This window comes from Rhizobium ecuadorense (assembly GCF_001187535.1).
Lineage (GTDB): Bacteria > Pseudomonadota > Alphaproteobacteria > Rhizobiales > Rhizobiaceae > Rhizobium > Rhizobium ecuadorense.
Map to the genome: position 1 here is coordinate 19,326 of NZ_LFIO01001217.1, position 14,231 is coordinate 33,556.

Here is a 14,231-nt window from a genome sequence, read left to right on the forward strand (position 1 = left end):
GCTAACCCAAAACATCAGTACATAAGTTAACAGGGAGTATAAAAAGTGGCTACAATTAATCTTCAGCCGGGACAGAACGGCGACTTTTCTGATCAAGCAGGTCCAGTTAATGTCTACGGCACAGACGGAAGCGATAACATTGTCGGAACTGATGCCCATGACAATCTGCGCGGCGGGATCGGGAACGACATCTTGGTCGGCGGCGCTGGCGACGACTTCCTCGATGGTGGCGAAGGCAACGATAAGATGTATGGCGGCGTAGGTAACGACACTTATGTCGTGCAAAGCGCTCAGGACGTAGTGGTGGAACTCGCTGGCGAGGGTATTGACCACGTTAAGTCATACATCAGCTATACCCTGCGTCCCAATGTCGAAAACCTGACGCTCATGGGCGAAGATAACCTTAATGGCTCCGGCAACGAGCTTAACAACACCATCAAGGGAAACAGCGGAAACAACACCCTCTTCGGCGGCGACGGCGACGACAGCTTATTGGGTCTGACGGGCAACGATATCATCCGCGGTGGCAACGGTAATGACTTCATGGATGGTGGCACCGGTGTTGACTTGGTGTCTTACAAAGACGCGATCAATGGAGTGACGGTCGATCTTTCGATCAACACAAAGTCGCAGGACACAATCGGTGCTGGCCGCGACACGTTGAAAAACTTCGAGAATCTTGAAGGCTCCATTTTTGCGGACAAGCTGTCTGGCGATTCCGGGGACAACAAGATCGCGGGCCTGGATGGCAACGATGCGATCCGCGGCGGGGCCGGCAACGATGATATCACCGGTGGAGCAGGCGCAGACACAATCGTGTTCGAGGCTGCTGGAATTGCCAACGGCGTCGATCGAATCCGCGATTTCCAATCCGGTATCGACTCGCTGCAATTCAACAAGGCCGATTACGACGTCAACGCTTTATTCACGTCGAGTGACAAGAGTGAGGCGGAAGGCGCGGGCGCGCAGTTCGTCTTTAACACGAAAACCTACGCACTTTACTACGATGCAGATGGTGAGGGCGGAAATGCTGCAATCCATATCGCAGATTTCACCCCAGTGACCGTACACGCAGAAGATATCCACATCGTTTGATGGTTGGTCTGAACGCGCCGGTAACAATCGGCGCGTTCAATCACAAGTAATTAAATAATGCCGTTCTTCGTTAACACCAAACCCACCTCTGCACGTTACTAGGACGCTCATGGAGAGGGCGGAAACGCCGTAGCCATATCGCACATTTCTCCCAGTGACCGTGCAAGCAGAAGATATCCCACATCGTCTGATGTTTGGTTCTGAGCGCGCCGCTCGTCAGCGGCGCGTTCGAGGAAAAATAATTTAACTAATCTCGCAGGCCGCATCCCGATGCTTTCAATTCTAATTTGTACCACCGGTGGAGGCTACCTGCAGGAGGTTGTCGACACATTTCGGCGAGAGACCGATGTGCCGCTGGAGATCGTCATCGTAGTCGACGATCCGAGCGCAGATGTGGCCCACTTCAGTGAGCTGGCGGCCATGGACAAGCGGTTGAAGATACATGTCAATCCATCAAACCTCGGGTTGACGAAAAGCCTGAATGTCGGCCTTCGCATTGCGAGCGGCGATGTGATTGTCCGAAACGACGATGATGACATTCCAACCGCGCAGAGACTCGCCAAGATCTATGCGCATTTTCAGGCAACTTCAGCTGATTTCGTATACTCGTTTGCCGAGGGGAAATCTGAAGGCAATAGTTCGACTTGGGCAATCAAAGGTCCGATCGAGGGCCACGAAATAGTGGCCGCGCTCCGAAAAAGAAACTTCATTGTCGCATCGACGGTTGCGTATCGCCGGAGCCGAGTGGTCGACATTGGCGGCTATTGTGAACCTTTCAGATATGCTCAGGACTACGAACTCTATCTTCGATCCGCCCGCCAGGGGCTGACGTTCTCCTGCATTCCGGAGCAACTCATCCAGCGCCGGTACTCGGCAGAATCTATCACCGTGGCCAAGCGGAAAAGACAGGCTTTATTTTCATTCGCAGCACGATTGATGGACATATCGGAAGCCGGCTCTCTCTCAGACGCAGCACGGACCATCCTCAAGTACTCCTTCATTCTTCTAACTCCAAATTTTTTCAGGCGCCTTCGAAGGAGTGTAGGTTTTGGCAAGTAGAAAGAAAATGCTTGTAGTCGGTGCTCGCGGGATCACCGGGCACGAAGGAGGAGTCGAGAAGTTTGCTGAGGAATTCTGCAAGCGTGCTTCAGAGATTATCGACGTAGAGGCTACCTGCCTAAAACACGACGACCGTGCCCACTCGTCGGTAAGAGTTCACGTAACCGGCACATTTGGTTTCGGAAAGACCGATAAGATATTATATTACATGAAGGCAGCTTGGCTGTGCTTAACTGGACGTTACGACTACGTCTTTTTGCTTGGTATAAATTCAGCCGCGCTCGGCTTGTTTACTCGCCTCAACCCCCGTCGACGCCCGCTGGTGACGGTGCGGAGCGGTTCCATAGATTACCTTCTCCCAAAATGGGGCCGGTTAGCTAAGTTTTACTTCCGTTTTTCGGAAAAGACGATGCGATTTGCTGATCACGTTATCGCGGTTTCGCCCAGTATTCAGCGTCACCTTAGTAGAAAAGCGATTGCTGCTACCCTTGTCCGGAATGGGATTACTAGAGACGAGGGCGCGGTTGAAACTCAGCGCGTTGGCGCTCTAGCCGTTGGCCGGATTACGAGCCAGAAGAACTATTCGGTGTTGGTCGAGGCTGCTAGCGTCTTGAACTCAACACCCGTCACGATCGTCGGTGGGCCCGATAAGACGAATGAAATTGACGTTTTGTCTTCGGATATCGTGCGCCGCGGGCTGGTAAACCTCAGGATGGAGGGTGCTCTCAATCGGCAGGAGGTCTATGAACGACTTCGCAAGGCCGCGGTTTTTGTTAACTGCTCGATACACGAGGGTATGTCCAATTCGGTCCTCGAAGCAATACAATGCGGTGCGCCCGTTCTGCTTTCGGACATTGACGCCAATCGCGACCTCCAACTGCCAGATGTTCACTACTTCGATCCCAACAATGGCACCCAGCTCGCTGATTTGATCGAGCAAGCCCTGCTCGATCCCGAATCGTTCACGGTAAATCGGAATCTATTTCCCGATTGGGATGAGGTCGTTGAAACAATATTGGCGAAGATCGGCGTATCCAATGACAATGATATTCATCCCATCCACAATCGCGAGTCCAGCAAAGCGGTTGCCGCTTAAGCGTTGGATCGTGAGGGCAGGACCCAACAAGTGCAGTCAAAAATGAGTCACACTCGACCGTTCCCCCCGCGTGTTTTTACTCCCGCAGTTATCATGGCTGTGGTTCTGACAAGCTGCGTAAACCTTCTGGCGCTTATAGGTCCAATCTTCATGATTGAGGTCTACGACAGGGTGATACCAAGCAAGAACATGCCTACGCTCGTGGCACTGGGTGTTCTCGCTGCATTTCTCTATCTCTTCTCGGGCGTTTTGGACGTGGTACGCGGCCGTATTATGGCACGTGTTGCCGGCGTCTTAGATATTGACCTAGCATCCTCGGTCTTCCGTATCATTGCAACGATGCCTCGTGTTGCAGGTGTGCGGCCGGGTGCAACGAGGCCGGCCGCGGATTTGGATCAGATAAGGCAGTTCCTATCCGGAAGCGGCCTCCTGTCTTTGTTTGATCTTCCGTGGGCGCTTCTCTACCTTTTCGTATGTTTTCTTTTTCATCCGTATATCGGGGTTGCTGCTACTTCAGCACTTTTGGTCCTGGTCATGCTGACGGCAATAACGCATTTTGCCACGAAGCGAGAAGCGCGAAACCTTAGCTCAACGCTCGCCGCCCGAGGTCGGCTGGAGGAAGAGGTTCATCGAAATGTGGAAGCCATTGCGTCGATGGGGCTTTTCGATCGCGCGTATGAGCGATGGTTCGACCATCACGAGGCGCATGCGAAATCGGGCCGCAAGATAAATGATCTTGCCGGTATGGCTGCCAGCGCATCCAAGACGTTCAGATATGCCGTCCAGTCGGGTGTCCTCGCACTCGGAGCGTTTCTCGTCGTTGATGGCCAGTTGACTGGCGGGATGATCTTGGCGTCCTCGGTAATTGTATCCCGCGCGCTCGCACCAGTGGAGCAAGTTATCGGCCAATGGAAGTCTTTGATTGGCGCGATGCAGGCTTGGCGACGACTTAGTGAGAGTTCCAAACTAGCAACGGTCACCGAGCATAAAACGAACCTGGCCGCTCCACAGCTGAACTTGCAGGTTCGGAACGTTGCGATCGTGCCACCCGGGACCCAGAAGCTAGCTGTTAAAAACGCCTCGTTCGCGCTTGAGGCGGGAAGCATACTCGGCGTCATCGGTCCTAGCGGTTCAGGTAAGTCCTGTCTCGTGCGAGCAATTGCCGGGATCTGGTCGCCATTAAGGGGAGAGATTAGACTTGATGGTGCGGCCTTAGATCAATGGACGGACGCTGCACGTGGTTCGCACATCGGATATCTTCCTCAGACAGTCGAACTCTTTGAGGGGACCGTAGCGGAAAACATCAGCCGTTTCGATAAAAATGCGAATGACGACGATATATTGGATGCAGCCCATGCGGCGGGCGCACACGACATGATCGTTCACTTCGAGCATGGATATGAAACCGCGGTCGGAGAGGGCGGCAAAAATCTATCGGCCGGTCAACGGCAGCGTATTGCCCTTGCAAGGGCGCTTTTCAAGAAGCCATTCTTGGTGGTGCTGGACGAGCCGAATTCAAATCTGGACGTCGATGGAGAGCGTGCGCTCGCTAACGCACTGCAACGAGTGAAGGACAGAAATGGTATTGTTGTTGTTGTCGCGCATCGTTCTGACATCATGAACATCGTCGACCATGTACTCATGCTGCGAAACGGCGACGTCGCAATGTACGGGAAGCGGGATGCCATCATCAATCGAATATCCGAGGGGCCTCGGGCGTTGCCGGCAACAACGCTTAAGGTTGTCGATGGAGATCTCGGAGCATGAACGGGGAGACGCGAAAGGGACTGCAAAAATCGCTACGCAGTCATATGCTGTTTGGCGTATGTGCGGTGATCTCGATATTTGGCGGTTTTGCCGTCTGGGCCGGGAGTACAACACTCGCAACCGCAGTAGTCGCACCCGGAACGCTCGTCGTTGACGGAAACATCAAGCCGGTCCAACACCCTAGTGGGGGAATAGTAACCGAGATTCTGGTGCGCGAAGGACAGGTCGTGCATAGCGACGAAGTGCTAATCAGGTTGGATGCAACTGCTGCCAAGATGAACTACGAAATCTTGAAGGCCGCAATTAATCAGCTCTACTCAAGGAAGGCCAGGCTTTTTGCCGAGGGGACGGGACTGCAAGATATTGTCGTCCCGTCGGAGCTAGCGTTGCGACTTGCGCCCGACAAGATCGACGGAGTGATGGAAGCGGAGCGTCGCATCTTTCAGAGCCGCCGAGACGCGCGCGAGGGACAGCGTCAACAACTCGGTGAACAAATCACCCAGTACCAAGAGCAAATCAAAGGCTTGGAAACCCAACAAGCCGCAAAGGCTCAAGAGATCAGTCTGATCGATAAAGAATTGGAAGGAACACGTCGTCTTTACAAGCAAGGTCTTGTTTCACTCAATAGATTGAATAGCCTCGATCGAAGCGAAGCGCGCATTCAGGGCGAGAATGGGCAACTGGTTGCCTCTGCAGCGAGCGCGAAAGCTCGGATTTCGGAAATAAGGATTCAGCTATTGCAGATCGATCAGGATCTAAGGTCGCAGGTTGAAACAGAGCAAAGAGACGTCCAGAGCCGCCTTGATGAACTGACTGAAAAAGAAGTCACGGCCCGCGACCAACTGAATCGTGTTGAAATACGTGCGCCGACGGCGGGCACTATTCACGATCTCAATATCCACAGTGTTGGCGCTGTTGTCACACCAGCCGAAACGCTCCTTCAGATAGTGCCATCCCAAAGTGAATTGGTCGTGAGCGTGAGGCTTGCTCCCTCGATGATCGACCAGGTTGCCGTGGGTCAGTCAGCGTTCCTAAAATTTAGTGCGTTTGATCGAAACACAACGCCAGATTTGACTGGCCAGGTCGTAAGAGTATCGGCGGATCTCGAGATGGATACCAAAACGAATACTGCGTTTTACAAATGCGACATTGCCATCCCTGCTGATGAAGTCGCAAAGCTGAAAGAATTGAAACTCCTTCCCGGCATGCCTGTAGAGTCGTTCATCAGAGGGAACGATCGATCTGTCGCAAGTTACTTCACAAAGCCAATACGCGATCACATGGCGCGTGTTTTTGTTGAGAGATAGCCAATCGGACTGTCCCTTATAGATTATTCATCCGGGTGTGCTTAGTGTCGGCATGATCCGAGGCAAAAATTGCCGCAGATAAAGAGAAGACAAACAGATATGCAATTTCTAGTGACTGGAACTGGGGGCTTCATCGGCTTTCATCTTGCGAGACGCCTGTTGGAGGAAGGTCATTCCGTGACGGGATTTGATGGGATGACGCCGTACTACGACGTTTCTCTAAAGGAACGGCGGCACGCAATTCTATCGAGCTACAGCAGTTTCCACCCGGTCATAGCAATGCTCGAGGACCGTGAGCGACTGACAGAGGCATTCAACTCGGCTCGACCCGATGTTGTCGTGCACCTCGCCGCTCAAGCAGGCGTGAGATATAGCTTGGAGAATCCTGACGCATACATCGGATCAAATTTGGTGGGTTCGTGGAACATACTGGATTTGTGCCGGCAGTTTCGACCCAATCACCTGCTGCTAGCATCGACTTCGTCGATTTATGGCGCAAATAGCAAGATTCCATTTGGGGAGTCGGACAAGGCAGACGAGCCTTTGACCCTCTACGCAGCGACAAAAAAAGCTATGGAAGTGATGGCGCATAGCCAATCGCATCTTCATAATATCCCCACCACCGCATTTCGGTTTTTCACAGTTTACGGCCCGTGGGGCCGGCCGGATATGGCGCTCTTCAAATTCGTAAGTGCCATACTCGACGGCAAGCCAATTGACGTTTATGGACATGGACAAATGTCCCGAGATTTCACCTATATCGATGATCTGGTTGAAGCGATTATCCGACTCATACCGGTGATTCCGCAGCCCTCGACACCTGCAAACGCCGCGATTGACACTATATCAATGCACGCCCCGTTCCGCATTGTGAACATCGGGGGCGGGCAGCCGGTTGGTTTGGAAACATTTATCGAAACTGTAGAGCAGGCGCTGGATCAGAAAGCGTTGCGTAATATGCTACCTATGCAACAGGGCGATGTGCCTCGTACCTATGCAGCGCCCGAGCTTCTTCAGTTGTTGACGGGCTATACGCCCCAGACACCTGTGTCTGAGGGTGTTCGGCGCTTCGTCGAATGGTACTCGCAAGTCCACTGATTGAACGCCAAAACCGCGAAACCTGTTGAGTAACGCCTTGCTGAAACCGATAGTAGCGACCCTATTTGCGATCAACATGATGCTTGCCGTTGTGCTGGTGAGACTATCGGTCGGTGGGCTGCCCGTAAGATTGCTGTTCGTCGCGGTGTTACTTGCCGTGGTGGGCGCGTGTGAGCCTGGACTTATCGTTCGCGCGGTTAAGGACCAAAGAAATCAGATATTTGTCATTACGTTTTTGACTTGTTGTGCACTGATATCCAGCGCTTTGGTTGGCGACGGCTTCACCTACTCCATCGGTCAAGTTTTCCAGATCCACATTCAAGCAATCATCGGCGTGATTGTGGGATATTGCGTGATCACTATCGTTGGCTATCAGTCAATGGTTTTAATTTTTTTGCTGCCGATCGCGATTTCGTCAATTTTTGCCGTCTTGCAATTTGCCGGATTTTCGCCCGCTTGGTCCGCCTACGACGCACTGTCCGCTTTACAGCCGCGGGATCTCGTAGATTTCGAGGGATTTGACCCACATTACCGAGCGCTGGGTTTGTCATATAGCCCGGTTCATCTCGGAACGCAGCTGAGCTTGGCCTTTGCCGTAATTTTCGCATACCGCGTTAGCCAAATTGGGCGGAATGCTATCATGAGCGGGTTTGATCGAAGACTGATTGCGACGATCGCACTCATCGGTTTCGTTGCAATATGCTCTGGTAATCGGTCGCCGATGCTTGGCTTAGCTATATTTTTCTCCCTGTATTTGGCGTCTGCTAAGCCGATGCTCGGGCTATTAGCAGGCCTTTTCATGGTGGCTGCAGTTCTCCTTGGAGATTCCATTGTTGAGGCCATGAATTCCTCCGGGCTTCGGACATTCAACACGGAAAACAGTTCAGGCGAGGGACGTCTGGTACTTAGCGTCTACGGTTCGATGCTATTCTTCTATAGGCCATTCGGATATGGGCTGTCATTCGACAGCATCGCTCACTATTCCGAGTACTGGGATTGGCTGAAAAACTATCCCAATTCTCAAGCGATCACGGTCCATGCGCTCCATAATTACTATTTGATGTTTATCAACAAGCATGGGGTGTTGGCGCTTTTTGTCGTTCCATACCTGCTGCGCGCCTGCTCGAAAAATTTGGTGGGCGTGCTCGCATTCGTCCCGTATCTCGTGCACATATTTTACCACAACGATGGTCCGCTCCAGGCAGACTTCATGTTCTGGTACATAATTCCTCTCGTGGCTCAAAATCCCGCGTTCTACTCGCAGCAGGATCGAGAAATGACGCAAACAATCGCCGCTGGGAAACCCGCGCAAGTGACGGCTGTGCGGTGAAATTTGTGAAGTCACGTTTTTACGCACATTGGCTCTGTTTCCTCGTGGCACTCTCGGCATTAGCATACGGAGGTGTCGCCGAACTTCCGTTCCAATTTATCGCTGTCCTGACGTTCGTAACAGGCGCAGTGGCATTTGTTTTTATGCCCCGCGCCGCTGAGACAAAAACACTATGGCTTCTATTCATCATCGCCTGCGCGTTGGCAGCTGCCGCATATTCGCAGTCCTTGGATATGTCGACTTTCATGACGTTCGGCGCGGCTTTCGAAAGCTTGGAGAGTATTCGCCAAAAGACGATTTCTGTGTCACCCGGGGCAACCGATATCGCGATATTGCGATTACTCGTCCCTATCGCCATTTTCTTTTTGTTTCGGGCCGTATCGACCGGCGACGATAGGGCGTTGCGCTTGCTGCGGCTGCTCGGTGCATGGGGCGGCGCAATCGTAGTTGGCGCGCTGATCCAGTTTTTTGTAGACCCTGACCATATCGTCTTGGCAGACAAGCTGCATTACAAGGAGAGCCTCACAGGCCCGTTTGTGAATCGAAATAACGCAGCGGCCTATATAGGTCTCATTCTGCAGATTCTCTTGGCGCTCATGTTTTATGGGCAGCGTGCAGCACCCAAGGGGAAGCCCACATGGAGATGGATGACGCCCGCGCTGTTCGCGATTGGGGTATTTGCGCTACTTTTGACCAAGTCGAGGGCGGGCATAGCAGCCGCTATACTTGGTTGCTTGCTGATGGCAGGATTGCTCCGTGCATATTCTTCCGGCGGCCCCGCGCGCCAGAAGCAACGAACGGCAATTCCTTCATTGCTCATGGGCGGCGGCTTGATTCTTTCGTGTATCGTTTTGTTCGGTCAAGGAACGATCATTCGCCTGACCACCGAAAAACTTGCCGATAGTCGGGTGTGCACGTACGAATCGGTCTTGTCTGGCATCAGGGCTGACGCAAACTTTTGGGTAGGGACGGGCTTCGGGGCATTTCGCTCGGCGTTTCCGCCTTATCGGAGCGCAGATTGTGGAATAAACGGTATATGGGATAGGGCGCACAACTCTTTTCTGGAGGGCACTTTCGGCCTTGGTGCGATTTTCCTCGTTGCACTGGCGGGTGGGATGTTGATTTTGTGCCGCACCTATCTCGGCGGTATGAAGCTCCGCCGACGCTTCCGTCCGTTTGCAGCATTAGGTATAAGCGCGACTATTGCGCTACTTGCCCATTCCTTGGTCGATTTCCCTCTCCAAATACCGGGCGTTAACAACCTATTTGCCGCAGTCGCCGGAATAGCTTTTGGGATCTCCTGTCAAGACAAAGGCAATATTAGAATGCATGGTATCTCAGATAATACGACATTTAAACAATTCACATAGTCTTGTCGTGACGACGTTGCCCCAGTGCAACATCTTCAAAATAAATCGCGAAGCGCTCGAAAACGACAAGCTGATCTGTTAAACGATTTCAAAATGTTAGGTTTGAGGAAATGCGATCTTAATGAAAAGTGGTCCTAAGGTTCTTCAGGCCGTCGGCCTTGCTGTTGGCTCGGCCGGACGCTCGCTCCTGGGTTCTGGCTGCGATGATAGATCGCTGGACCAGAAAGCGACAGTTAAAGTCAGGACAAAGGGCCGTAAGGTTGGGAGCGATCGCGCCCAGATCAACATAGACAACACAACTCTCGTCCTTTCCGTCAAAGCGGGCTCTGCCTCCAGCAAAGACGGTTTCGAAGGAGGCGGCGGCGCCGCGCCAGATGTTCCCTTCGGTTTTGGGGGCAACATCAAGCACCGTGACGACACGCGATGCTATTCGTGATGTGCCGGAAATTAACGATGCGGTAACTAACCTGGGCCGGGCGGTTGTTTAAAGCACTCCCACAAAATATGGTCCGCACGCGAAAATGAGGTGAGGGAATGAGCTATTTTAAACTACAGTGCGCAGCTGCTTTGGTGGTGTTGTTCGGCGCTGGTCAAGTACATGCAGCTGTTGACGCGGGAGCCTCGTGTTTCATCGCTCCGGCGAAGGCGAGCCCGGAGCAGTTGGACTCGTTCTCCTCTCAACCTGCCGGTCTGACCACAAAATATCCGACGGGCGGTGCGGCAATGTCCTTGGAGGTCAGGACCCTCGCTGGAAGTCGGTTTGATAATGTCGACCGCCTTGTCCAGCTTGCCGCCGGCGCCTCGCCGGGCCAAAAATCAGCGATTGGCGCCGGTTTGGCGTGGACAGCACGGGCGTGCGCCGTATCTCAGCCGGAATATGCGCTTCAAATCCAGGAGAAAATCGCGGCCAGCGGCCTGGAGGAGGTCATAACGGCATTTCTCGGTGCCGCCAATGACACCGCAACTGCTGCACTGGGTAACGGTGCCGCTCCTGCCGCGGCAGGAGATATTGGCAATACGGGAGCGGTCGGCAACAGTGGAAATGTCGGTGGCGACGTGGCGACCGCGACGACTGCACCGACACGGTTGGCGGCCAGAGCCGCCGGGAGATCAACGACCATCGTGACGAATGTGGTTAGTCCAAATTAATTTGGTACCGTTGGAGTTAGAATGCTGTCCCCATTTAAAAATGATGCCGCTGAACTCGGCAGTGAGTTTCGTACCAGACGCGATAACTTCGACGTTGACGCTATCCTCGCGATAATTCGTCGACGCTGGGCTGTCGTCGCCATCGCGCTCGCAGCTGGGCTCGGGGTGGGAGCAGCTTTTCTACTAAGCGCTGTACCAATGTACACTGCGTCGGCCACACTGCTGATTGACAAAAGCAATAGCGGTCTCCTCAGCCAAATGAGCGAGACCGGAGCCACCGTCAACGACGATGCCGCTGTTTTGAGCGAAGTTGAAGTTCTTCGGTCCGATTCAGTGGCACTTTCCGTCGTCGACAAACTTAAGTTGCAGGACAACGCGATCTTCATGTCGCCGAGCCAATCACTTCGCAGCGGCTTGGCTCAGCTCCTTGATTTGCGGCGGTTTTTTTCCAGTTCGGCAGAAGACCCGGATGCCATAGACGAGGCCCGAGAAAACGCAGCCGCAGCTGTAAAAACGAACATGTCGGTGAGCCGTGTTGGTCGAACCTACGTATTGAACATAGGGTATACCTCCAGATCGCCCGCCCTTTCTGCGAAAATTGTGAATGCCATTGCAGAGGGCTACCTGCTCGATAAACTGAACTCTAAGTATGACGCGACGCGCCGTGCCAGCGACTGGCTGGAGCAGCGAATCGATGAATTGAGACAGAAAGCGCTTGAGACGGATCTGGCGGTACAGAAATTCAAATCCGACAATGGACTTCTTGCAACCAGTGGGCAACTCATATCCGATCAACAGCTATCTGAGCTTAACAGGGCGCTCATTGATGCGCAGGCGGAGACTGCCAAGGCAAAAGCTCGATATGATCGTATCAAGATAATCATCGACGCCCATCGCACTGACGCGATCGTTACCGACGTTTTGGACAGTTCGATTTCGAACGATCTAAGAATGAAATATCTCGAAGCCTCCAAGACAGAGGCGGAAATCTCTGCACGGCTTGGGCCCAATCACACTCAAGCGGTTCGGCTGAGAGGGCAGATGGCCGAGTATGAGCGCCTGATGTTTGAAGAGTTGGGTCGCATATCTGAGAGCTATAAGAGCGATTACGATGTAGCCCTTTCGAAGGAAAAGTCGCTTTTCGACAGTGTCGGGCAAGCCAGCAAAGTGAGCGCAGCAGCCGGGGAAACGCAGGTTCAACTGCGTGAACTTGAACGGAAGGCCGATACTTTTCGTAACCTCTATCAGACGTTCCTTGCGCGGTATCAGGAAGCCACGCAGCAACAGTCGTTCCCGATAACCGAGGCGCGGATTATTGAGAAGGCTCAAAATCCGACTGTACCAAGCTATCCGCAAAAGCCGCTGGCGCTTGCGCTGTTCGGTATCCTGGGCATTGCCGCTGGCATGTCAGCTTCGGCATTTCTCGAGTTTCAGGACAAGTATTTCAGAACTGGAGATCAAGTCCGAAACTCGCTCGATATCGATTTCCTTGGATTCATGCCTACCGTTAAAGATGGCGCGGTAAATCATGTCATGACGCACCCGATGTCGATGTTCGCAGAGACTTTGAGAGCTGCGAAGATCGCTCTTGAATCCGATGAAACCTCTGGCTGCCGGGTTGTCGGGGTTGTCTCGGCATTGCCCGGGGAGGGCAAGTCCACCGCTGCTATCAACTTGGCCCACTTGCTGGCATCAGAGGGCAGCCGAACGTTGCTTCTTGATGCGGACTTCAGGCAACCAGGAGCCTCCAGGCTTTTGGCGCCAAATGCAGAATCTGGCTTGCCCCAGATCTTGAATGGCTCCGCATCGGCCGCAAATATACTGATCCGTATTGAAGAAAGCGGTGTTGAATTTATACCAGCGTTGGTCAATAAACGCGTCTCAAACTCGGCGCAATTGCTGTCGTCGAAGGCGATGGCTGATTTTCTGGCAGCCGCTCGCACCAAGTTCGACTACGTAATCATTGATCTCCCGCCTGCAGGGCCGGTCATCGACGCTCGAGCTATGACGTCCCTCATTGATAGTTTTATGCTGGTTATTGAGTGGGGGATGACGTCTCGCAAGGTCGTGCAATCTGTTTTGAGCAGTGAGCCTGCAATACATTCCAGAACGATCGGTGCGGTTCTCAATAAGGTCGATACTAAAAAACTAAAACTTTACCGGTCGCATGGATCAGTTGAATACTATCACTCAAAATACTCGGACTATTACTTGGAAGATAAATAGCGCGTGAGATCCATTTTAGGTGGGGCGCTTTCGATCGCCTGTGGGCTGTTAACGATATTCGCGGGAATCGAGTTCTATAAAACACTTCGGTTCAGCGATCTGGTGTCGACGGCTGCTCGTATCGAGGGTGGTCATTCTGTAAGTCAGAAATCAGCGCAACGCGCGGCCGCGCTTGCGATGGAGCTCGAGCAGTCTCACGAGTGCCGGGAAGACTTACTAATGCCGGCGGTAACTATCATGCTCCACGCCGTCGATGAGGCGGCGCAGGAGCCAAATCTTTCGGCTTGGGTCGATACGCTCACTCGCGCCGACCGATATATGAAATTCGCTCTTGGGTGCTCGCCGAAAGAGGGTAACTATTGGCTCCGCTTTGCGATGCTTCGCAGGCTGCAAGGTGAAAACACTGCCGAGCTCGCGGCCCTTATGTCGTTGTCATCCAAATACGCGCCTGTCGAGCCCGACGTGCTTAGTCTTCGGATGCGAGTATGGCTCAGTCTTCAACCTGTCACCCGTTCAGCCGCAGCCAGTGCCCTGGCGTCGGATCTGGCGCACTTTCTGGAGCATGCGCCCGCTCAAGACATCAAGGACTTCGGCTTGGCCGCTGACATGGATATGCAGTCTAGGCTGATAGACGCCAGACGAAGATGACGCATTTCGAAAGCGTCTTTACGGTTTTTTGCGTAAGCGATGTTCTCAGGCCACGGGCCGCAGATAGGTTTGGAGCGATTACTGGC

Annotated in this window: 11 protein-coding genes; all 11 read left to right on the forward strand. The window is 53.1% G+C overall.

Annotated features, from left to right (window positions below):
- Nucleotides 1-45: 45 nt before the first annotated feature.
- The 11 genes from AF337_RS25665 (at nucleotide 46) to AF337_RS25720 (ending at nucleotide 14,145) form a co-directional block, all read left to right on the forward strand.
- Nucleotides 46-1,095 carry a calcium-binding protein gene (locus AF337_RS25665; RefSeq protein ID WP_082336865.1) on the forward strand — a complete coding sequence of 350 codons (1,050 nt, stop codon included), beginning with the start codon at nucleotides 46-48 and terminating at the stop codon, nucleotides 1,093-1,095.
- Between the two features lie 270 nt (nucleotides 1,096-1,365).
- Nucleotides 1,366-2,154, forward strand: a complete 789-nt coding sequence (locus AF337_RS25670; RefSeq protein WP_049734335.1) for a glycosyltransferase — start codon at nucleotides 1,366-1,368, stop codon at nucleotides 2,152-2,154.
- On the forward strand, nucleotides 2,144-3,250 hold the full coding sequence (locus AF337_RS25675; protein ID WP_082336866.1) for a glycosyltransferase family 4 protein: 1,107 nt from the start codon (nucleotides 2,144-2,146) through the stop codon (nucleotides 3,248-3,250). The genes AF337_RS25670 and AF337_RS25675 overlap by 11 nt, the downstream gene beginning before the upstream one ends.
- A gap of 93 nt (nucleotides 3,251-3,343) precedes the next feature.
- The gene (locus tag AF337_RS25680; protein WP_049734337.1) at nucleotides 3,344-5,017 is read left to right on the forward strand and encodes a type I secretion system permease/ATPase; all 1,674 of its coding nucleotides are present in this window, start codon (nucleotides 3,344-3,346) and stop codon (nucleotides 5,015-5,017) included.
- The gene (locus tag AF337_RS25685; protein ID WP_049734338.1) at nucleotides 5,014-6,324 is read left to right on the forward strand and encodes an HlyD family type I secretion periplasmic adaptor subunit; all 1,311 of its coding nucleotides are present in this window, start codon (nucleotides 5,014-5,016) and stop codon (nucleotides 6,322-6,324) included. Before AF337_RS25680 ends, AF337_RS25685 begins: the two co-directional genes overlap by 4 nt.
- 99 nt (nucleotides 6,325-6,423) lie before the next feature.
- Complete coding sequence (locus AF337_RS25690; RefSeq protein WP_049734339.1) at nucleotides 6,424-7,422, forward strand: NAD-dependent epimerase; 999 nt, start codon at nucleotides 6,424-6,426, stop codon at nucleotides 7,420-7,422.
- Between the two features lie 25 nt (nucleotides 7,423-7,447).
- A complete protein-coding gene (locus tag AF337_RS25695) occupies nucleotides 7,448-8,752 on the forward strand; it encodes an O-antigen ligase family protein (RefSeq protein WP_049734340.1) in 1,305 nt (434 codons plus the stop codon).
- A 5-nt stretch (nucleotides 8,753-8,757) separates the two neighbouring features.
- Complete coding sequence (locus AF337_RS25700; protein ID WP_244471316.1) at nucleotides 8,758-10,122, forward strand: O-antigen ligase family protein; 1,365 nt, start codon at nucleotides 8,758-8,760, stop codon at nucleotides 10,120-10,122.
- Nucleotides 10,123-10,656: 534 nt separating this feature from the next.
- Nucleotides 10,657-11,271, forward strand: coding sequence for a hypothetical protein (locus AF337_RS25710; RefSeq protein ID WP_049734343.1), 615 nt, complete (start codon nucleotides 10,657-10,659; stop codon nucleotides 11,269-11,271).
- Nucleotides 11,272-11,292: 21 nt separating this feature from the next.
- Entirely contained in the window at nucleotides 11,293-13,497 is a 2,205-nt protein-coding gene (locus AF337_RS25715; protein ID WP_049734344.1) for an AAA family ATPase, read from the forward strand.
- A gap of 3 nt (nucleotides 13,498-13,500) precedes the next feature.
- Nucleotides 13,501-14,145 carry a hypothetical protein gene (locus AF337_RS25720; protein ID WP_049734345.1) on the forward strand — a complete coding sequence of 215 codons (645 nt, stop codon included), beginning with the start codon at nucleotides 13,501-13,503 and terminating at the stop codon, nucleotides 14,143-14,145.
- The last annotated feature ends 86 nt before the right edge of the window (nucleotides 14,146-14,231 follow it).